Origin of the sequence: Terrirhizobium terrae, from assembly GCF_030323265.1 — a bacterium.
In the GTDB taxonomy this organism is placed as follows: Bacteria; Pseudomonadota; Alphaproteobacteria; order Rhizobiales; family Rhizobiaceae; genus Neorhizobium.
The window spans coordinates 728286-749308 of the sequence record NZ_CP104990.1; the positions used below are offsets into that span (position 1 = coordinate 728286).

The window sequence follows — 21023 nt, forward strand, 5'->3', positions numbered from 1 at the left end:
AAGGCCGCCTAGGCGGCCTTCCATTTCATCAGCGATTTTTCCAGCATCGACAGAAGGTCGAAGACGAGGATCGCCAGGGCTGCCACGAGAAGCGCGCCCTGCAGGATGAAGGCAAGGTTGTTGGATTGCAGCCCGGCAATGATCACTTCGCCCAGCGTCTTCGCCGCCACCGTCGAGCCTATTGTCGCCGTGCCGAAGCCGATGACGGTGGAAATCTTGATCCCGCCGACGATCATCGGCAGGCTGAGCGGCAGTTCCACCTGGCGGAAGATTTGTGCCGGCGTCATTCCGTTACCCTTGGCGGCATCCGTGACGTTCTGCGGAACAGTCGTCAGCGCCGTCATGGTGTTCTCGAAGATCGGCAGCAGCGCATAGAGAAACAACGCGACCAATGTCGGACCGTTGCCGAAGCCCATGGCCGGCACGGCAAGCGCCAGCACGGCGACCGGCGGAAAGGTCTGGCCGATATTGACCACCGTGCGGGCGAGCGGCAGGAATTCCGCTCCGAAGGGCCGGGTAACGAGGATCGCCAGCAGCACCGCCACGATCGTGGCAAGCGCCGTCGAGAACAGCACCATCCGCACGTGCAGAAAGGTCAGCGATGCCAGGCTGCCCTGGTTGTAGATCGACGGCGCATTGGTCTGCACCAGCGGCTTGAAGGCGAACTCGAAGCTTTCCGGCGATGCAAGAAAGCCGACCAGCAGAACCAGAAGTATCAGGCGGGGGATAAGGCGCCAGATGCTCATTGCGGTCTGACTGCCTGACCGAGCAGGGTTTGCAGCCGCACGCGGCCGATAGGTTTGCCGTCTTCGGAGACGACCGGCAGGGCGTCCGCCCCGCTCCACAGCAGCGCCGCCAGCGCTTCCTGCTGCGTCTTTCCGCCCTCAATCGGCGCGCCACCGGCATCGCCCGGCTCGATGACCGATGCTACGGTGCCGAGCGACAGAAGCCGGAAGGGCCGGTCGAAGGTTCCGACCAATCCCTCGACGAAGGGCGTGGCGGGCGCTTTCAAGAGATCGAGCGGGCGGCCGTATTGCAGCAGTCTGCCCTTATCCATCACGGCGATCGTATCACCCAGATGGAAGGCCTCGTTGATGTCGTGGGTGACGATCACGATCGTCGTGCCGAAGCGCTTCTGGATCGACAGAAGTTCATCCTGCGCCTTTCCTCGAAGCACCGGGTCCAGCGCGCCAAAGGTTCGTCCATCAGCAGGATCTTAGGCTCGGCCGCAAGCGCCCGCGCAACGCCGACGCGCTGCTGCTGACCGCCGGAGAGCTGATGTGGATAACGGTTGGCATAAAGCGCGGGATCGAGCTGGAAGAGATCGAGCAGTTCGCGCACCTTGGCATCGACGCGGGATTTCTCCCATTTCAGGAGCCGCGGTACGGTCGCGATGTTTTCCGCAACTGTCTTGTGCGGAAAAAGGCCGTGTCCCTGGATCGCATAGCCGATGCGCCGCCGCAGCTCGTGGCCGGCAATGTTTCGCGTGTCCTCGCCATCGATGAGAATCTCGCCCTCGTCCTGGGAAACGAGCTGGTTGATCATGCGCAGAAGCGTTGTCTTACCGGAGCCGGACGTGCCGACGAGAACGGCGATCGAGCCTTCCGGAACGGTGAAGGAGACTTGGTCGACCACGGCCTTGCCGTCATAGCGTTTCGTCACGGATTTTATGTCGATCATGCGGAACGGGCCTCCGTGCCGGGAGCTTTGCTGAAATCCACCAGCGCATCGAGCACGATGGCGGCTACGAAGGACATGGCGACGGTCGGCAGCGCGCCGAGAAGCACGAGATCCATGGCCGACTGGCCGAGCCCCTGGAAGACGAAGACGCCCATGCCGCCGCCGCCGATCAGCGCCGCGATCGTTGCCATGCCGATATTCTGGATGAGTACGATGCGAACGGCGGCAAGCAGGCTCGGGAAGGTGAGGGGAAATTCGATCGAGACGAGCCGCTGCAGGTCCGTCATGCCGGCGCCGCGGGCGGCGTCATTGGCCTCGCGCGGCACATTTTCCAGGCCCGCCACCGTGTTGGCAACGACCGGGAGCAGTGAATAGAGCACCAGCGCGACAAAGGCCGGTGCGACGCCGATGCCGGAAATGCCGATCGCCGAGGCGCCGGGCACGTTGGCTGCCACCCAGCCGAGCGGCAGGATGAGCAGGCCGAAGAGCGCAATCGACGGAATGGTCTGGAGAATGTTGAGACTGTTGAGCAATGCCGCTCGCAGCCATGAGACGCGATGGCAGATGATGCCGATCGGAAGGCCGATTGCGAAGGCCAATATCATCGAGCCGAGAGCGAGCGTCGCATGGCGGGACATTTCTGCCCAGAAAGCCTGCGACCGGTTTATATATTCCTTGGCGACCGAGATTTCCGCCAGCACACCGGAGGCGAATATGCCGCCGATGATCGCGATGGCGGCAACGAGAAGCAGCAGGCGGTATTGCGGCGATGGCTTGAGCCTTGCGATCGCATCGACAGCCGCAAGAGAAAGGCCGAAAAGCAGCACCCAGAGGCCGGAGCCGGGCGATATGCGGGCGTAAGTATTGCCGGGCGGCAGCTGCTCATGGGCCGCCCAGCCCAATGCCAGCACTGTGGCGACGAGCGCCGCCATGGCAAGTGCGAGCTTGATGGTCGACGGCAGGCGTAGGATGAGGCAGAGCGCGATAGCCACGAGCACTGCGGTCAACCCGATCCCGGCCCAGGTGGGAAGGGATCGTAAAGCAAACGCCCTTGCCCCTGGAGAATGCGGTTCGGCTTTACCACCACGAAGGGCAGGACAAGCGTCGCGGCGAGAATCAAGGCGGCCATCAATACGCCCGTCTTTTCCAGCCCAATCCGCAACGTGCCCGACCTTTCGTTTCGTGTCCTGATGTTATTGGCGGCTTACTTGAGGAAGCCGTTCTTCTTGAGGAAGTCTTCGGCCACAGCCTTGGCCGGTTCGCCGCCCACCTGAACGCGGCCGTTCAACTCCTGCAGCGTCACGAGATCGAGCTTTTCGAAGACCGGCTTCAGCAGTTCCTCGATCTTCGGGTTCTTCTCGAGCGTTGCCTGGCGGATGATCGGTGCCGGCTGGTAGACCGGCTGGACCTTCTTGTCGTCTTCCAGCACGACGAGGCCGGACGGTGCGATACCGCCGTCGGTGCCGTAGACCATCGCCGCATTGGCACCATTGGTCTCGTTGGCTGCGGCCGCGATCGTGGCCGCCGTGTCGCCTCCGGACAGCGTGATCAGCTGGTCGGAATTCAGCTTGAACCCGTAGGTCGTCTGGAAGGCAGGCAGGGCGGCTGCCGAATTGACGAATTCCGAGGAGGCGGCGAGCACGATCTTGCCTCCGCCGGCAATGAACTTGCCGAAGTCGGAAAGCGTCTTCAGATTGTTTTCCTGGGCGACATCCTGACGAACGGCGATGCCCCAGGTGTTGTTGGCGGGCGACGGCGTCAGCCAGACGATCTTGTTGGCGTCGAGATCGAGCTTCTTCACCGTCTCATAGGCCTGGGCCGGATCCTTCCAGGCCGGATCGTCGGCCTTTTCGAAGAAGAAGGCGCCATTGCCGGTATATTCCGGGTAGATATCGATTTCGCCGGCGGTGATCGCCTTGCGCAGAACCGGTGTCGCGCCAAGCTGGATCCGGTCGGTCGCCTCGATGCCGTTGGCCTGGAGAACCGACAGGATGACATTGCCGAGCACGCCACCCTCGGTGTCGATCTTGGAGGAGACGACAACCTGCGCCGAGGCGGCGGTGGCGGTCATCGACAGGGCAAACAGCAGGCCTGCAAATTTCTTCGTGAACGACATTGGAGCTTCCCTAGACTGGCGAGCCGGTCTTGACGCCGGCGCGTTGGGTGACGGATCGGAGCATAGGTAGAGCATGGGTTCAAACTGTCGAGGCAGTTTCATCTCCAAGATCGGGATTTGAAGAAAAACCTTCGTGAATTTATCGACTTAAGCAGTTTTTGAAGGTGTGGTTAGCGTGACCCATCTCAACCGAAACTGATTTGTCGAAATCCGTCACAATATCGGCATCGCGGTGGCTGGTTAACTTGACACAGACCTACCCAGGCATAATGTCGCACATTGGTTCGTCTCTAGAATGGAGAGCAATTACAATGAATATGGACCTCTCAAGGCGTGGCTTCTTGAAGCTGGCCGGAGCAGGTGTCGCGGCGACTTCCATGGGTGCGTTGGGCTTCAGCGAGGCTGAGGCTGCAGAAATAGCGCATGTACGGCCTTTCAAACTGGCCATGACCACCGAAACCCGACAGACCTGTCCCTACTGTTCCGTCGCCTGCGGCATCATCATCTATTCCAAGGGTGACGTTCGCAAGGGTGACAAGGCGGAGGTCATGCACATCGAAGGCGATGTCGACCATCCGACCAATCGCGGGACGCTCTGTCCCAAGGGGCGGCTCTCAAGGACTTCGTGAAGTCCCCGACCCGTCTCCTTTATCCGATGCACCGCAAGCCTGGTTCGGACAAGTTCGAACGCATGTCCTGGGACGAGGCTCTCGATCGCATCGCGCGGCTGATGAAGGACGACCGCGACGCCAACCTTCTCCTGAAGAACGAGAATGGTCTGGACGTGAACCGCTGGACGACGACGGGCATGCTTGCCGCCTCGGCCACCTCCAACGAAACGGCTTGGGCAACCTTCAAATTCGCCAAGTCCTTAGGAATAGTCGGTTTCGACAATCAGGCACGCGTCTGACACGGCCCAACGGTGGCGAGTCTCGCCCCAACATTCGGCCGTGGCGCAATGACCAACGCCTGGACTGACATCAAGAACACCGACCTCGTCGTCGTCATGGGCGGCAACGCGGCGGAAGCGCATCCTTGTGGTTTCAAATGGGTGACCGAAGCGAAGGCCCACCGCGGCGCCAAGCTTATTGTCGTCGACCCGCGTTATACCCGCACGGCCTCCGTGTCGGATTATTACGCACCGATCCGCCAGGGATCCGACATCGCGTTCCTCAACGGCGTGATGAAATACTGTATCGACAACGGCAAGGTGCAGTGGGAATACATGAAGGCGTTCACCAACGCAGCCTTCATCGTCAAGGACGGCTTCGGCTATCAGGACGGCCTGTTCACCGGCTATAACGAGGAAAAGCGCGACTATGACCGGTCGAGCTGGGACTACGTTATCGGCGAGGACGGCTTTGCCGTCACCGATCCGACGCTTGAACATCCCCGTTGCGTTTGGAACCTGTTAAAGGAGCATCTCGCCCCCTACACGCCGGAAATGGTCGAACAGATCTGCGGTACGCCTAAGGAGAAATTCCTGAAGGTCGCCGAAATGATCGCGGAATGCTCTTCCCCGACCAAGACCATGACGTCGATGTATGCGCTCGGCTGGACCCAGCACTCCAAGGGTTCGCAGAACATCCGCGCCATGGCGATGCTGCAGCTGATCCTCGGCAATATCGGTGTACGCGGTGGCGGCATGAACGCCCTTCGCGGCCACTCCAACATCCAGGGCCTGACCGACCTCGGTCTGATGTCGCACCTCCTGACCGGCTATCTGACGATGCCGACCGAGAAGGACACCGACTTCGAGACCTATATGTCGACGCGCCTGTTCAAGCCGCTTCGTCCAGGTCAGACCAGCTACTGGCAGAACTACAAGAAGTTCATGGTCTCCTTCCAGAAGGCCATGTGGGGCGACGCCGCGACGGCCGAAAATGGCTGGGCGTTCAACTATCTGCCCAAGCTCGACGTTCCGGCATACGACATCCTTCGTATGTTCGAGCTGATGAACAACGGCAAGGTCAACGGCTATATCTGCCAGGGCTTTAACCCGATCCTCGCCTTCCCCAATCGTGGCAAGATCACTTCGTCTCTGTCGAAGCTGAAGTTCATGGTCACGATGGATCCGCTCGAAACGGAAACATCGCGTTTCTGGGAGAACCATGGTGACTTCAACGACGTCGACACGGCATCGATCCAGACCGAAGTGTTCCAGCTACCTTCCACCTGCTTTGCAGAAGAAGACGGTTCGTTGACCAATTCGGGCCGCTGGCTGCAGTGGCACTGGCAAGCGAGCTCGCCTCCGGGGAGGCAAAGCACGATACCTGGATCATCGCTCAGATCCTCCTGAGGATGCGGGAATTGTATCGCAAGGAAGGCGGCGCCTTCCCCGATCCGATCCTCAACCTCTCTTGGGACTACGAGGACGCGGGCGAACCGACGGCGGAAGAGCTGGCGAAGGAGATCAACGGCCGCGCGCTGACCGATGTCATGGACCCGACCGATCCGACCAAGGTTCTGGTTGCCGCCGGCAAGCAGGTGGTCAACTTCTCGCAGCTCAAGGACGATGGTTCCACCATGTCCGGCTGCTGGATCTATTCCGGCTGCTGGAACGAGCAGGGCAACAATATGGGCCGTCGCGACAACCACGACCCGGACGAAACCGGCGCCTATCTGGGCTGGACCTTCGCCTGGCCGCTGAACCGCCGCACGCTCTATAACCGTGCGTCGGCGGACCTCAACGGCAAGCCCTGGGATCCGACCCGCAAGCTGCTCGAATGGGATGGTGCCAAGTGGACCGGTTATGACGTTCCGGATATCGCTCCCACGGCGAAACCCCAGGATGTCGGCCCGTTCATCATGAACCAGGAAGGCGTTTCGCGCCTCTTCACCCGGGGCATGATGCGTGACGGACCGTTCCCGGCTCACATGGAGCCCTTCGAGTCTCCGGTCGAGAACGTCTTCAACCGGAAAATGCGCGGCAACCCGGTTGCCCGTGTGTTCCAGTCGGACGCCGAACAGCTCGGTACGTCGGCGGAGTTCCCCTATGCGGCGACCTCTTACCGACTGACCGAACATTTCCACTACTGGACGAAGCACAACCGGGTGAACTCGGCGCTTCAGCCGGACTTCTTCGTGGAAATCTCGGAAGAGCTGGCGGCCGAGAAGAAGATCACCAATGGCGGTTGGGTCCGCGTGTGGTCGAAACGCGGTTCGGTAAAGGCCAAGGCCGTGGTGACGAAGCGCATCCGGCCCCTCATCTGCGACGGAAAGCCGGTTCATATCGTCGGCATCCCGCTGCACTGGGGCTTTACCGGCTCGGCGAAGAAGGGCTTTGGCCCGAATTCGCTCGCAGCCTTTGTCGGTGACGCCAATATCGAGACCCCGGAATCGAAGGCGTTCCTCGTCAATATTGAACCCTCGACCGCACCCAAGGATAAGGAGGTAAGCGTCTGATGGCCAATACCATGGACAGCCCGCGCACCGCCGTCAGCAATCCGCCGGTGCAGCCGATGGAGACCAACCTGACGCAGAAGGACCTCATCCGTCGTTCTGCCACATCCGAGCTGCCGCCGCCCGAGCGGCAGCTCACCCCGTCGCGAAACTCATCGACGTGTCGAAATGCATCGGCTGCAAGGCCTGCCAGTCGGCATGCGTCGAGTGGAACGACACCAATCCGGTTATCGGCGAAAACGTCGGGTACTATACCAACCCGCACGACCTTACCGCCGACATGTTCACGCTCATGCGGTTCACCGAATGGGTGAACCCGGAGACCGACAATCTGGAATGGCTGATCCGCAAGGACGGCTGCATGCACTGTGCCGACCCGGGCTGTCTCAAGGCCTGCCCGGCTCCCGGCGCGATCGTGCAGTATTCCAACGGCATCGTCGACTTCGTCCACGACAACTGCATCGGCTGCGGCTACTGCGTGAAGGGCTGTCCCTTCAACATTCCCCGCATCTCGAAGGCAGATCATCGGGCGTATAAATGCACGCTCTGTTCCGACCGTGTCGCCGTCGGTCAAGGCCCGGCCTGCGCCAAGGCCTGTCCCACCCAGGCGATCGTCTTCGGCACCAAGGAAGACATGAAGAAGCATGCGGAAGGCCGCATTGCCGACCTCAAGTCCCGTGGCTATGCCAATGCCGGTCTCTACGACCCGCCGGGCGTCGGTGGCACGCATGTCATGTATGTGCTGCACCACAACGACAAACCGCAGATCTATGCCGACCTGCCGGTCGATCCGAAGATCTCGGCCGTGGTCCAGACCTGGAAGGGCGCGACCAAATATGCCGGCCTCGCCGTCATGGGACTGGCTGCCGCGGGCACGATCCTGCACGGTCTGTTCGGCAAGGCCAACCGCGTGTCGAAGCACGAGGAAGAAGAGGCGAAGGAACTGGTCGACGAGACCGTGGACCATGCCCACAAGCGTGAGGAGGACGCCTGATGAGCACGCCCGCCAATACCGCGCCGGCCAAGGCCACCGCCGTCAAGGTGGGGGCTGAGGATACCATCCATCGCGGCCCGCCTGTCGAGGTGGTCCGCTATGGACCGGGCAAGCGCATCAACCACTGGATCACGGCGATCAGCCTGATCCTGCTGTTGATCTCCGGTCTTGCCATGTTCCATCCGTCGCTGTTCTTCCTCACCGAACTGTTCGGTGGCGGGCAGACGACGCGCTGGATCCATCCGTGGATCGGCGTCGTGCTGTTCTTCTCCTTCTTCATCCTGTTTGCGCAGTTGTGGAAGTTGAACCTGCCGAACCGCGATGACGTCCGATGGGCATCGCAGATCGGCGACGTGATCGGTGGTCATGAAGAGCGCCTGCCGGAACTCGGCAAGTACAATGCCGGCCAGAAGTTCATCTTCTGGGGCATGGCCTCGCTCATCATCGTGCTGATCGTCACCGGCATCATGGCCTGGGAACAGTATTTTGGTCAGCTCACGAGCATTCCGACCCAGCGTGTCGCACTTCTGGTCCATTCGCTCGCGGCTGTCGCCATCATTCTGATCTTCATGCTGCATGTCTACGCGGCCATCTGGACCCGCGGCACGATCAGCGCCATGACGCGCGGTACCGTGACCGGCGGCTGGGCCTGGCGCCACCACCGCAAGTGGTTCAAGGACATGGCTGGACGCGGTAGGATCGATCCGGCAGAATGAGCCCAAGGCGTTGCGCGTCCTGGATGCGCAGCGCCCAATCCGTTTCAATGACGCACGCGCCTTTCGAAGATCGACGCGATCTTCAAGCCGATGCGCAAGATGAAAGCTGTGGCCGGTCGGCCCTGCGAGGTAGAATGTCCGTATCTTCCATTCAGCCCGATCCCTCGATGATCGGGGGCATTTCCAAGGCGCCTTTCGCCCTGATGCCGAACCCGGCCCGTTTCTTCAAGGAGCGCGCCACCCGCTTCGAGGTTCTCTCTGAGGCGAGCAATCTCGCCCCCTATCTGAAATTCCTGGCCGGCATCGTGCGCATCCAGGCGGATCTCGTCGCCGAGCTTCCGCCCATCAAGCCGATCGCAGCCGAGCAGGTGAGCCGCGCCCGCGAGGCTGCCATGCCGCCGATCGACCGGGCGGCCATGGTCCTGTCCGACGATTATCGCGAGACGGTGAAGCTGTTCCTCGATCGCGCCCAGTCGCTGGAAAAGCCGGCGGCCGCTGCCGAAGCGCTGGAAGCTGTGCGCGCTGCCGATGATGAGACGCTGACCTGGATGGTCGACAACGTCATCGCCGACAACCTGCCGATCGAGAGCTTGGCGCATCACCTCTATGTCGCGGCCGCGACCCAGGTTCATGCCGCACGGCTCGCCGCCGGCATTGACGGAAACGGTCTGGTACCCGTCTCGATCGGCGTATGCCCCTGCTGCGGCGGCAAGCCGGTCGGCTCCATGGTGATCGGTGTGCAGGGTGCCGAAGGCGCCCGTTACGCCTGCTGCTCGTCCTGCGCCACGATGTGGAACGAGGTCCGGGTCAAGTGCCTGTCCTGCGGCTCCACCAAGGGCGTTGGCTACCGCGCCATCGAGATCGAGGGCGGGCAGGAGCCGGTCATCAAGGCCGAGGTCTGCGACGAGTGTCAGAGCTGGACGAAGATCTTCTACCAGAACCGGCACCCGATGCTCGAAATCGTCGCCGACGATATCGCAAGCCTCGGTCTCGATCTCCTGATGAAGGATAGCGAATACCGGCGTGCTGGCTTCGATCCACTCCTGATCGGGTATTAGCCGATGTCGGGTCTTGCCGATCTCCGCTCGCTGCCATCCGTCGATCAGGTGCTGAAGGCGCCGGCCGTCGCTCCGCTTGTCGAGAGCCATGGCCGCACCGTCGTCACCGAAGAGCTGCGCAAGGTGCTCTCGGAGATCCGCGATGCGGTGAGGGCAGGGGGCGCGTTGCCGGACGAGGCGGGCGTCATCGCCTCGCTCGCAAGCCGTCTCGGTTATCTCGACAAATCCAATCTGAGGCCGCTCTTCAATCTGACCGGCACCGTGCTGCACACCAATCTCGGCCGGGCTCTTCTCGCCGAGGAGGCGATTGCGGCAGCTGTCGATGCGATGCGTGATGCGGCAGCACTCGAATTCGACCTCGATACCGGCAAGCGCGGCGAGCGCGACAGCCATCTGCGCGACATCCTCTGCGAACTGACCGGCGCTGAGGATGCCACGATCGTCAACAACAACGCGGCGGCGGTGCTGATTGCATTGAATGCTGTCGGCGCGGGCAGGCAGGCCATCGTCTCGCGCGGCGAGCTGATCGAGATCGGCGGCGCCTTCCGCATGCCCGATATCATGGAGCGCGCCGGCGTCGATCTTGTCGAGGTCGGCACGACCAATCGCACCCATCCCAGGGACTACATCAAGGCGATCGGGCCGGAAACGGCGCTGATCCTCAAGGTCCACACGTCGAATTATCGCATCGAAGGCTTTACCGCCGAAGTCGAAGGCGCTGAACTGGCGAAGATCGCAAGCGACATGGGCGTGGCGCTGCTCAACGACCTCGGCTCCGGCACGCTGGTCGATCTGTCGCGCTACGGCCTCGCCAAGGAACCGACCGTGCGCGAGGCGGTGGCCGAGGGCGCCGATCTGGTCACTTTTTCCGGCGACAAGCTGCTCGGCGGACCACAGGCCGGTTTCATCGTCGGTCGCAGGGACCTGATCGCCGAGATCAACCGCAATCCGCTGAAGCGGGCGCTGCGCGCCGACAAGATCCGTATCGCCGCGCTGGCCGCCACGTTGAAGCTTTATCGTGATCCCGACCGTCTCGGCGAACGCCTGCCGACGCTGCGCATGCTGTCGCGCAAGGAACCCGATATCCGCGCCCAGGCCGAGCGCCTGTTGCCGCAGGTCTCGGCCGTGTTGAGCCCGCAAGGCTACGGCGTCGAAATCTGCCCCTGTTCCAGCCAGATCGGTTCCGGCGCCCTGCCGGTCGACACGATCCCGAGCGCGGGACTGAGGATCACCGCATCCTCGGGCAGTGCGCTCGAAGCGCTGGCCGCACTGTTCCGTTCGCTGCCGCGGCCGATCCTCGGACGCCTGCAGGATGGCGCCATGGTGCTCGACCTGCGCTGCCTGACCGACGAGGCGGCCTTCATCGCCAGCTTTTCCGAAGGTGCAAGCCATGCGGTGGCTTGATCGCCTGCGAGGCCGCGGGGCGGAGCCGCAAATAGCGTCTGACCCGACCGCAGCCCAGATGGACGAAGCGCTGGCAGCCGCCAAGGCCGGTGACTACGAGACCGCGCTAGCGTTATGGGAGCCGCTGGCTCGCGCCGGCAATGCCCGGGCTCAGAACAATATCGGCGCCTGTTTCGCCGAAGGTCTCGGCGTGCCCTCCGACCGCCCGCTGGCGCTGAAATGGCTGACATTGTCGGCCGAGGCGGGCGACCCCGTCGGCCAGCGCAATTGCGCTGCCTTTCACATGCAGGGTTCCGACGCCACCGGCTCGGATGCCGATCCGGCGAAGGCCGCAAAGCTCTATCGGCTTGCCGCCGAACAGGGAGACGCACCTTCGCAGGACATGCTGAGCTGGTTGCTGCTCGAAGGCGAGATCATCCCCTCCGATCCGGCCGAAGCAAAACTCTGGGCCGAACGCGCGGCGGAAGGCGGCGTCGCCGCCTCGATGACCCGTCTCGGCATGCTTTACCACAACGCCATCGGCGTCGATCGCGACCCGGCCCAGGCTGTTCTCTGGTGGCGCAAGGGCGCGGAAGGCGACGATGCCGATGCGCAGGCCATGCTCGGCGCCGCCTGCCACATGGGCGCCGGCACGCCGGTCGATCGCGTCGCCGCACTTGCCTGGCTGCTGCGTGCCGTCAATGGCGGCAGCGCGCTGGCTCAGCCCTTCCTCAAACCCGTCCGCGACAGTCTCTCGTCAGCCGAGACGGCGGAGGCCGAGCGTCGCGCCCGTCTGCCGCTTGGCGAAGCGATCGCGGCCGGAAGCGCGCCATGATCATCGGAACCGCCGGCCATATCGATCACGGCAAGACGACGCTGGTGAAGGCGCTGACCGGCACGGATGCGGACCGCCTGAAAGAAGAGAAGGCGCGCGGCATCACCATCGATCTCGGCTTTGCCTATGCGAAATTTGCCGGCGAGGCCGTGACCGGCTTTATCGACGTGCCCGGCCACGAAAAGTTCATCCACACCATGCTCGCCGGCGCCGGCGGCATCGATTACGCGCTGCTGGTGATTGCCGCCGATGACGGCATCAAGCCGCAGACCCGCGAACATCTCGCCATTCTCCACTTGCTCGGCATCGACCGCGGCATCGTCGCGCTGACCAAGGCCGATTTAGCCGACGCCGACCGAATTGCCGCCGTCACCAACGACATCCGCACCCTGCTTGCTCCGACGAGGCTGAGCGGTATCGACATTCTGCCGGTCTCGGCATCGACCGGACAGGGCATCGAAGACCTCAAGGAAATTCTGGCCGAAGCCGAACGCGCCACTGTCGAAACCGCCATCGAAGGCCGTTTCCGGCTAGCCGTCGACCGGTCCTTCACCCTATCTGGCGCCGGCACCGTCGTCACCGGCACGGTTCTCTCCGGTTCGGTCGCGATCGGTGATGCCGTCATCGTCTCGCCCTCCGGCCTTTCCGCTCGCGTCCGCTCCATCCATGCGCAGAACCAACAGGTCGAGCGTGGTTTTGCCGGCCAGCGCTGCGCGCTCAATCTCGCCGGCGAGGCGATCGCCAAGGATGCCATCCATCGCGGCGACATGGTGGTCGATCCCGTCCTGCACGCGCCAACCGACCGCATCGACGCCGAGCTTTCGGTTCTGGCAAGCGAACCGAAGGCGATCGGCCAGTGGTTTTCCGCCCGCTTCCATCACGAAAGCGTCGAGGCCGGCGTGCGCATCGTGCCGCTGGAAGGCCCGGTCGCACCCGGCGCCACCGCCCGTGTCCAGCTCGTGCTCGACCGCCCGATCGCAGCCGCCGTCGGCGATCGTTTCATCTTGCGCGATGTTTCCGCCCAGCGCACGATCGGTGGCGGTTCTCTCATCGACCTCCGGCCGCCAGCCCGAAAACGCCGGACGCCAGAACGCCTCGAGCAGCTGACGGCGGCGGCAAGGCCCACCGCTTCCGAACAGCTCTCCGCGCTACTCGACACCCCACCCTATCTGGTCGATCTCAACGCCTTTGCTCGCGACCGGGCCATGTCGCCGCCGCAACTCAATGCCGCAACCGACGCCGCCGGCATCGTGCTGGTCGAAGCGGGTGGCATCGGCTACGCTATGTCGGCAAGGCACCGCGCCGCCTTTGCCACGCAACTGGTCAACCTGCTCACCGCCTTCCACGCTGAAAACCCGGAACTGCAGGGCCAGGGCCGCGAGCGTTTGCGCATGGCCATGACGCCGCGCCTGCCGGCCCCCGCCTTTCTTGCCGTGCTTCGCGCCGAAGTCACCGCCGGCAATATCGTGCTCGAAGGCGCCTTCGTACGGCTTCCCGGGCATGTCGCCCAACTCGGCGAAGCGGAAGAAGCCCTCTATGCCGAAATCCTGCCGCATCTGATCGACGAGAACCGTTTCCGCCCGCCGCGGGTGCGCGATTTCGCCGACATGCTCGGTACCGACGAGCGCGAAATCCGGCGCGTGCTGAAACTCTGCGCCCGGCTCGGCCGCGTCGACCAGATCCGTCACGACCATTTCTTCACCCGCACTACCACGGCGGAGATGGTGGAGATAATCCGGCAGGTCGCGGCAGAGGCGGAACACGGGGAATTCACGGCCACGGCCTTCCGTGACAAGGTGACGAGCGGCAGGAAAGTAGCAATCGAGATCCTCGAATTCTTCGATCGGCATGGTGTAACCCTGCGGCGCGGCGATCTTCGCCGCATCAATCCGCATCGGCTCGATCTGTTCGGCCCTGCTGTTCCCTGATGCCGCGATGGGAGAGGCGCGTCGATAGACATTCTGGCGCTATGATCGGTTATGGATCAGGCCGCGACGTCGTTGACCGGATTTCAAACAGGAGAGCTTGCCGTCAACGTAATGTCGCCCGCCGGTCAGCTATCGATAAACGGTATTCCGCTAATAAATCTCGAATATTTGTCGTGATCGTCACAAACAGCACCTATTTAAGGTCGCTTACGCCAGACGAATGAAAGGGAAATTTAGATGAGTGCCACGTTCGGCCCGTATGTACAGATGCGAAAGCTCGCTCAACAGATGGCCATCCAGTATCAGAAGGATAAGAACCTCGCTCTTGAGCCGCTTCTTGCGCATTTCATGGATGAGGTCGAGGTAAACGTGGCTTCCGATCAGTACGATCATTCGGGCTTTATGGAAAAGATCCGCGCGCCGCTCAACCTCGATGCCGAGATGACATTGGACCAGCGCCGAAAGGAATTCCTGCACGCCGTCGCGGACGCTCTTCAGGAGCGCATCCAGCAGGAGGCTTAGGCAGTCATGTACCCTCTTCGCTCCGATGTGATGCCGGTCACGCCGGCAAATGCCGTGGCGCAGATTGACGAGATGATCGGACGTGCGGTAGGTGAGTTTGGCGAAGGCAAAGCGGTAGCAATCACCCGTTTTCGCTACCGCCGTTTCTGATGAAATGGCAACGAAATCAATGCCTGGAAGAGATCTGTCCCCGGTGGGGCGTCCGGACTTCAAATCCGGGTGGGGCAGCGACGCTGTCTTGGGTGGGTTCGACTCCCATTCTCTTCCGCCATCAGGAGAGACATCTTGAGCAAACCTCCCGCCGGGCCTCCCGCCGATAACGATTTCGACGACTGGGTCATCGAGACCTATGCCGATGCCGGCTCCTTCACCATGCTGTTCATCTTGGTAGCGATCACGGAAACGAAGGTCGAGCTGTTGCGCTCTGCCTATCTTCATGTCGTGGGCGATGAGCTGCGTTGGCCGGAGATGAAGAATGTCTTCAAGGGCGCCGGCGTCAACTGGTCCGGCGCCGTCTTCTACCGCGCCGGCCGCGAAGGGCTCGTCGAAGACGGACAAGCCAAGTCCCGGCTTGCCACGCTGGTGCGCAAGCTGGACGAGGACCGCTCGCTGATCCGCGATGGTGAATTCTTCAATGCGGACGGTCTTCGGCTGACGATCGAGGAAATCAAGCCGCATTGATATTGGCTGGTAATCTCCCCCACAAGGAGGGAGATCGCATCGCGGCGCGCTCTTCGCCTCAAACAAGCCGTCCACAAAAAAAGCCGCCTCGAGGGCGGCTTTTCCGTCTGATCTGAAATCAAATCAGGCTGTGATTTCCCTCGACGAAATCGAGTACGCAAAGGTCTTCGGGCTGAGGCAATCCACTTCGCCGCGCGAGGTGAACGCTGCCGGATACATGAAGAAATTCTGCTGGATCGAGTTGCCCGGCAGCACGAGGTCACGAGCAGTGTTGAAACCGACCCAGTTCATTTCCCAGTTGCCGAAAGCCTTGGCGCGGAAGGCTTGGACCGCATCATTGTCGAGCGGCAGCTTTTCTTCCAGCACGACCTTGCGGACGTCGGCCGGATCGACCGGAACCCAGCCCTGGCCCTGAAGGTAGACTTCTGCGCGACAGTGCTGGGCGCCGGTGATGTCGCCCGAACGGCCGAGCGTCTTGAAGTCTGCGGAATTGGCGACGCGGATGCCGAAGACGTCGCGGGCCGGCAGGCCGGCGGCGCGGGCAAGCGCTGTGAACAGGCTGTTGATGTCGGCGCATTTGCCGCCGAAATAGCCGGTCTCCAGCATGTCCTTGACGTTGCCGACGCCACAGCCGGCGACATTGGCGTCACGGAAGGTGTTTTCGACCACCCACTCATAGATCGCGCGGGCCTTGTCCTCATCCTTCTCGCGAGTGCCGACAATTTTCATTGCGGTGTCCTTGACGATGCCGTCGATCGGGGCGCTCGGCGTGCCGACGAGGGCCGCATCGAGTTCGGCCTGCGGAACCACCGCGCCGTCTGCGGTGCGGTTGCGGGTTTGGACGGTCTGGACGAATTCGATCGTGCGCTCGCCGTCGGCAGTCCATTCCGCGGCCAGCACGTCGGCGCCGGAGGCCGCATCCTTCTTCAGGTCGACGGACTTGCTGTCGGAGACCCAACGCGGGTTGTAGGCCGACTGGTATTTGCCGGCGGACTGGATGACCGGCAGCCAGAGCTTCGCCGGGCCGTTGACATCGGTAAGATCGACCTTGGTGGTCACTTCGAACGTGCGCCACGCACCAGCCTTTTGTTCTTCCGCGAATGCGAGAGAGCCCTTGGAAAAGAATGCGGCGGCGAGCGATGCCGATGCGGCATTCGCGAGGAAATGGCGGCGATTCAACATGGTGGTTCAACTCCTGTCGGCTATGCGAAAAATATCGCCCGCCATACTCCCAGACAAGTCACAATGAAACAGGAATCGTGACTATCAATCCTTTTTGATTTCAACTGTCAGGCGATCCTGTTCAGCAGCCTTTGTCGGCCTGATCTGGATTGGCTGCTGGGGTCTCCGCCGGCACCGCCATGGCAAGGTCCAGCCCGCGCGCCGTCGGCGGCTGCCAGGTCTTGGATTCCGGCAGAGCTCCGGCAGGATTGGTTGCCGTATGGGCGCCACCTGTGCCGCCGGTCCAGCCCGTTGATCCGGTATTGCCGGGCGATGTACCTGCAGCCGAACTGGTGTCCGGCTTGGTCGCGGCTTCCGCGACGCCGGCGGAATTGCAGGCAACCTTGTTTTCGAGGCTCTGGCCGGATGGCGGTGTGCCGGTGGCGGCAGATTGGGCGGAAGCCGCCCCTGCAGAGACGAGCATCAGGGCCGCCGCAGTGGCGAGGATTTTCGGACAGTGGCGATCAAGAACGGACATCGGGCTACCTCCTTAACGACTTACGCGTCAACGCTCGTTCCGGGGCCTTGTTCCGGTCGAAACGTCAGTCGACGACGATCGCCGCCGGGCCCTGTTCCACCGAACCGACAATGGCGGCGAGCGGATAGCCCGCAGCCCGGATTGTCCGCAGCAGTTCGTCCGCCTTGCCCGCGCTGACTGCGACCAGCAGCCCACCGGATGTCTGCGGGTCGGCTAGAAGCATGCGCTGCCAGTCCGGCATCCCAGCAGGCAGATTGATCGCCTCGCCATAGCTTGCCCAGTTGCGGCCGGAGGCACCAGTGATGAAGCCCTTCTCGGCCAGTTCCTCCGCCTTGGTCAGGAACGGGATGTCGGCGAGCTTGAGGCGCAGGGTCAGGTCCGAGGCGCGGGCCATTTCCAGCCCGTGGCCGAGAATGCCGAAGCCGGTTACATCGGTGATCGCATGCACGTCGGCGCTGGCGGCAAGCTTGGTTCCGGCCTTGTTGAGCAGCGTCGTCGAGGCGATCATCTCATCATAGGCCTCCTTCGGCAGCGCGTTCTTCTTGATCGCCGAGGAATAGATGCCGATGCCAATGCCCTTGGTGAGGATCAGCTTGTCGCCCGCCTTGGCGCCACCGTTACGGCGCACCTGGGAGGGATGACAGATGCCGATGACGGCAAGCCCGTAGATCGGTTCGACCGAGTCGATCGAATGGCCGCCGGCGACCGGAATGCCGGCCTGGCCGCAGACGGCGGCGCCGCCTTCCAGAATCTTGCCGATCGTTTCCGGCTCCAGCTTGTTGATAGGCATGCCGAGGATGGCGAGCGCCATGATCGGCTTGCCGCCCATGGCATAGACGTCGGAAATCGCGTTGGTCGCGGCGATGCGGCCGAAATCATAGGGATCGTCGACCATCGGCATGAAGAAATCGGTGGTGGCGATGACACAGGTATTATCATCGATCTGCCAGACAGCCGCATCGTCGGACATTTCGTTGCCGACCAGAAGCTGGCTGAACGGCTGGGCGGCCGGCTGGCCTGCGAGGAGCTTCTGCAGCACCGCGGGTGCGAGCTTGCAGCCACAGCCGCCGCCATGAGCAAGTTCGGTAAGACGGGAGGGAGAGGAAATGTCCATGTCGATACCATTCAATTGGGCGAGCCCCATCGGTCTCGCGGAGCAATAGTTGAAGGTGGTGATAGACGCTTCGGCACAACCCGTCCACGCCGATCACGGCAAATGTGATCGAGGCTCGGCACGGATTTGTTCAAACTGGCTGTAATTTCGACGGAAGCTTCAGTACTCGCCCTGAAGGGTATGGTAGCGGCGCTTGAAGTAGACGAGCCCGTCGCCTTCCGACTGCTGCCGGATTGCCTCGACCTCGCAGATCAGGATGTCATGGCTGTTACCGTCGGCGACAGTACGGATCCGGCAGTCGATTGAGGCGAGAGCACCCTCAAGGGCAGGGGCGCCGGTCGTCAGGACCGACCAGTTCGCACCGCCGAACCTTTCTTCCACCGGTGTCTTGCCGCCGAAAAGCCTGCTCAGCGGCTCATGCTCGGCTGCCAGCACGTTGATGCAGAGCGCTCCGTTTTCGATCGTTGCGGCATAGGCAGAAGATGATCGGTTCAGGCAGACCAGCATCATCGGGGGTGCATCACTGACGCTGCAGACTGCGGTGGCAGCAAAGCCGGCCTTACCGGCAGGACCATCGCTTGTGACGATGTTGACGGCAGCGCCAACTTTGGACATCGCTTCGCGGAAGTCAGCCCTGATATCTGAAGCTGCAATATTCGACTGCATGGCGGTTGAACGATCAGACCCCAAAACCTGCTGGTTCATGTGTGCTCGCATACTCGCTTTGTATCGTGTCGGGCGCTACCCTTCATCTGAGAAGCAAGGCTGATGCCAAACCTCCATCGCGAACAAACAGCACCGTTATATGCAAGCAAAACAAGATCACCTGCTGGTGTCGAGCAACGATCGGGCAAAGAGCGCAATAATCCGGCAAAGAATTTCCAACCGCCATTGCAGGACAAGAAGCGAAGACGCGCTGATCAAGGATCAGCGCGTTCAATAAGAGCGGATAGACTTCTGATCCAAAACGGCGGCCGTGGCGCGCCGCAGGTCAAACTCAGCTCATCCACTGACCGCCGTCGACATTGTAGCACTGTGCCACGACATAGTCGGAATCGGATGATGCGAGAAAGACCGCCATGCCCGTAAGATCTTCCGCAGTCCCCATGCGCCCGTAAGGCACGGCGGCGCCGACTTCCTTCTTTTTCTGGCCCGGCGCCTTGTTTTCGTATTTCGCGAAAAATGCGTCGACACCATCCCAATGCTCGCCGTCCACCACGCCTGGCGCGATGGCATTGACGTTGATCTTGTGCTCGATGAGGTTCAGGGCAGCCGACTGCGTCAGGCTGATGACGGCAGCCTTCGTGGCGCAATAAACCGCGACGAGTGGCTCTCCACGTCGGCCGGCCTGCGATGCCATATTGATGATCTTGCCGCCCTTGCCTTGCGCGATCATCTGCTTGGCGACCGCCTGAAGGGTGAATAGCGGGCCATAGACGTTGACGTCAAAGACCTTCCGGTAGTCCGCCTCGGTAATCTCCACGATGGGGGCGGCTGTGAAGAGGGCGGCATTGTTTATAAGGATGTCGATGCTGCCGAAAGTCTGCGCCACCTTGGAGACGGCTTCGTCGATGCTGTCCTTGCTGGTGACGTCCATCCTGACCGCGATGGCGCTTTCGCCAAGTTCCTTGGCTGCGGCTTCAGCGCGGGCGATATCGATGTCGCAGATGGCAACACATGCGCCTTCTGCGATGTAGGCCTTGGCGAAGGCAAGGCCGATACCTCTTCCAGCACCCGTGATCATTGCGTTCTTGCCTTGCAGCCGTCCTGACATTTAAGCCTCCCTTGAATGCTCGTGCTGGCAGGATACCCGAATATTCCGGGGGCCGTCCGATGAGCTGGATAAGCGGAGAAATATCCGCGATGGCAGAGGAATAGGCCGCCGCCATTCCCGAAGCTAGCGTCCGCTATGCGAGAATGTGATGAAATTTTATCTCGTCGGCACACTCGAGCGTATGACTGGCGGGATATCCAGGAAAAATAGCGTCAGTTTTGGATCTTCCGCCGGATCGCACGATACTGGCTCGGTGGCATCCCGCGTAACAGACGAAACGCCCGATTGAAGTTGGAGAGGTTGTCGTCTCCGACCTCCGGCGCAACCGCGGTGATCGCCAGATCTGTTCGGTCAAGGGCCTGGCATGCCTTGGCGATGCGCAATTCGCTGAGGTAGCGGCTGAATGTCGTGCCGGTATGGCGCTTGAAAAAGCGCGAGAAGGACGTCTCGGTCATGCCGACGCGCGCGGCCGGATCTGCCAGGCGGATGTTATCGGCGCAATTTTCGGCCATCCAGCTCAGGACGTCACGAATGGCTCGATGGGAATTGAGATCCGAATTCGGTGCGAAGTTTTCCGATGAGAGGAGCCGTCGCTCTGTGCTTGACGAAAGCACATGAAGCAACTGGAGAAACAGCGAAAGACGTTCGACACCGCGAGCCTCTCTGATCGCCTCCATCAGCTGTCCACCTGCCATCCTGGTCTCTCCTTCAAAAACCATCCCCCGGCGAGCGGCGATTAGAAAGGGCTTCAGGCTTGCAAGTTCCGGCCATTCGCTGGCCGTCCGCAAAATGCGATCCTCATCGAACTGGATGAGCACGTCGCGGCCTTCTATTGCTTCATCCTGGGCCAGCGGGGTCACCCAGTTATGGGCGAGCCCACGTCCTGTTATGAACAGATCACCTGCGGTGAAACTGCCGACATAGTCGCCAATATGACAGGTACCCTCTGCATTGCGGATCAGATGGATCTCGCATTCCGGATGCGCGTTCCAGACGCTCCACGGCAATGGATAGTCATCTTGCCGCCAGATGAAGGAATCCGTCGGGGAAGCGACTATCGGTTCATGGACAGGCTTGCGCGCGACCTTGGGCGCCATTGCAGAGGTTTCCTCAAGTCGGCG

Annotated in this window: 17 protein-coding genes, 1 tRNA gene and 4 pseudogenes; 11 read left to right on the forward strand and 11 right to left on the reverse strand. The window is 61.8% G+C overall.

Features of this window, described 5'->3' with window-relative positions; all coding sequences use genetic code 11:
• Window positions 1-8: 8 nt before the first annotated feature.
• From N7E02_RS03425 to osmF, 5 genes and pseudogenes are all read right to left on the reverse strand, one after another.
• Window positions 9-746, reverse strand: a complete 738-nt coding sequence (locus tag N7E02_RS03425; protein WP_286578068.1) for an ABC transporter permease — start codon at window positions 744-746, stop codon at window positions 9-11.
• Window positions 743-1680, reverse strand: a pseudogene (locus tag N7E02_RS03430) (ABC transporter ATP-binding protein). The gene N7E02_RS03425 and the pseudogene N7E02_RS03430 overlap by 4 nt, the downstream one beginning before the upstream one ends.
• Entirely contained in the window at window positions 1677-2318 is a 642-nt protein-coding gene (locus tag N7E02_RS30275; protein ID WP_510185296.1) for an ABC transporter permease, read from the reverse strand. The pseudogene N7E02_RS03430 and the gene N7E02_RS30275 overlap by 4 nt, the downstream one beginning before the upstream one ends.
• A gap of 102 nt (window positions 2319-2420) precedes the next feature.
• A pseudogene (locus N7E02_RS30280) lies at window positions 2421-2809 on the reverse strand (ABC transporter permease); the annotation flags it as partial.
• 75 nt (window positions 2810-2884) lie between these two features.
• Window positions 2885-3796: a glycine betaine ABC transporter substrate-binding protein OsmF gene (gene osmF / locus N7E02_RS03445; protein WP_374730609.1), complete on the reverse strand. Its 912-nt coding sequence runs from the start codon at window positions 3794-3796 to the stop codon at window positions 2885-2887.
• 311 nt (window positions 3797-4107) lie between these two features.
• Here osmF and fdnG point away from each other — a divergent pair.
• The 11 genes and pseudogenes from fdnG to N7E02_RS03500 all read left to right on the forward strand — a co-directional run bounded on the left by fdnG (window position 4108) and on the right by N7E02_RS03500 (window position 15315).
• A pseudogene (fdnG, locus tag N7E02_RS03450) lies at window positions 4108-7201 on the forward strand (formate dehydrogenase-N subunit alpha).
• Window positions 7201-8192, forward strand: a pseudogene (gene fdxH / locus N7E02_RS03455) (formate dehydrogenase subunit beta). The pseudogenes fdnG and fdxH overlap by 1 nt, the downstream one beginning before the upstream one ends.
• Window positions 8192-8908: a formate dehydrogenase subunit gamma gene (locus N7E02_RS03460; RefSeq protein WP_286578070.1), complete on the forward strand. Its 717-nt coding sequence runs from the start codon at window positions 8192-8194 to the stop codon at window positions 8906-8908. The pseudogene fdxH and the gene N7E02_RS03460 overlap by 1 nt, the downstream one beginning before the upstream one ends.
• A 134-nt stretch (window positions 8909-9042) precedes the next feature.
• On the forward strand, window positions 9043-9966 hold the full coding sequence (fdhE, locus tag N7E02_RS03465; RefSeq protein WP_286578071.1) for a formate dehydrogenase accessory protein FdhE: 924 nt from the start codon (window positions 9043-9045) through the stop codon (window positions 9964-9966).
• A gap of 3 nt (window positions 9967-9969) precedes the next feature.
• Window positions 9970-11370, forward strand: a complete 1401-nt coding sequence (selA, locus tag N7E02_RS03470) for an L-seryl-tRNA(Sec) selenium transferase (RefSeq protein ID WP_286578072.1) — start codon at window positions 9970-9972, stop codon at window positions 11368-11370.
• Window positions 11357-12184 carry a tetratricopeptide repeat protein gene (locus N7E02_RS03475; protein ID WP_286578073.1) on the forward strand — a complete coding sequence of 276 codons (828 nt, stop codon included), beginning with the start codon at window positions 11357-11359 and terminating at the stop codon, window positions 12182-12184. Before selA ends, N7E02_RS03475 begins: the two co-directional genes overlap by 14 nt.
• Window positions 12181-14112 carry a selenocysteine-specific translation elongation factor gene (selB, locus tag N7E02_RS03480; protein WP_286578074.1) on the forward strand — a complete coding sequence of 644 codons (1932 nt, stop codon included), beginning with the start codon at window positions 12181-12183 and terminating at the stop codon, window positions 14110-14112. The genes N7E02_RS03475 and selB overlap by 4 nt, the downstream gene beginning before the upstream one ends.
• A 237-nt stretch (window positions 14113-14349) precedes the next feature.
• Window positions 14350-14634, forward strand: a complete 285-nt coding sequence (locus N7E02_RS03485; RefSeq protein WP_286578075.1) for a hypothetical protein — start codon at window positions 14350-14352, stop codon at window positions 14632-14634.
• A gap of 6 nt (window positions 14635-14640) precedes the next feature.
• The gene (locus N7E02_RS03490; protein ID WP_286578076.1) at window positions 14641-14784 is read left to right on the forward strand and encodes a hypothetical protein; all 144 of its coding nucleotides are present in this window, start codon (window positions 14641-14643) and stop codon (window positions 14782-14784) included.
• 25 nt (window positions 14785-14809) lie between these two features.
• Window positions 14810-14905, forward strand: a tRNA-Sec gene (locus tag N7E02_RS03495).
• 14 nt (window positions 14906-14919) lie between these two features.
• Window positions 14920-15315 carry a hypothetical protein gene (locus N7E02_RS03500; RefSeq protein ID WP_286578077.1) on the forward strand — a complete coding sequence of 132 codons (396 nt, stop codon included), beginning with the start codon at window positions 14920-14922 and terminating at the stop codon, window positions 15313-15315.
• 123 nt (window positions 15316-15438) lie between these two features.
• Here N7E02_RS03500 and N7E02_RS03505 read toward each other — a convergent pair whose 3' ends face one another.
• The 6 genes from N7E02_RS03505 to N7E02_RS03530 all read right to left on the reverse strand — a co-directional run bounded on the left by N7E02_RS03505 (window position 15439) and on the right by N7E02_RS03530 (window position 20999).
• Window positions 15439-16497, reverse strand: a complete 1059-nt coding sequence (locus tag N7E02_RS03505; protein WP_286578078.1) for a transglutaminase-like domain-containing protein — start codon at window positions 16495-16497, stop codon at window positions 15439-15441.
• A gap of 121 nt (window positions 16498-16618) precedes the next feature.
• Complete coding sequence (locus N7E02_RS03510) at window positions 16619-17014, reverse strand: hypothetical protein (RefSeq protein WP_286578079.1); 396 nt, start codon at window positions 17012-17014, stop codon at window positions 16619-16621.
• Between the two features lie 64 nt (window positions 17015-17078).
• The gene (selD, locus tag N7E02_RS03515; RefSeq protein WP_286578080.1) at window positions 17079-18128 is read right to left on the reverse strand and encodes a selenide, water dikinase SelD; all 1050 of its coding nucleotides are present in this window, start codon (window positions 18126-18128) and stop codon (window positions 17079-17081) included.
• A gap of 159 nt (window positions 18129-18287) precedes the next feature.
• Window positions 18288-18794 carry a flavin reductase gene (locus tag N7E02_RS03520; RefSeq protein WP_286578425.1) on the reverse strand — a complete coding sequence of 169 codons (507 nt, stop codon included), beginning with the start codon at window positions 18792-18794 and terminating at the stop codon, window positions 18288-18290.
• Between the two features lie 331 nt (window positions 18795-19125).
• Entirely contained in the window at window positions 19126-19902 is a 777-nt protein-coding gene (locus N7E02_RS03525) for an L-iditol 2-dehydrogenase (RefSeq protein WP_286578081.1), read from the reverse strand.
• A 212-nt stretch (window positions 19903-20114) separates the two neighbouring features.
• Window positions 20115-20999 (reverse strand): helix-turn-helix domain-containing protein, encoded by an 885-nt coding sequence (locus tag N7E02_RS03530; RefSeq protein WP_286578082.1) that lies wholly within the window; start codon window positions 20997-20999, stop codon window positions 20115-20117.
• Window positions 21000-21023: the final 24 nt, after the last annotated feature.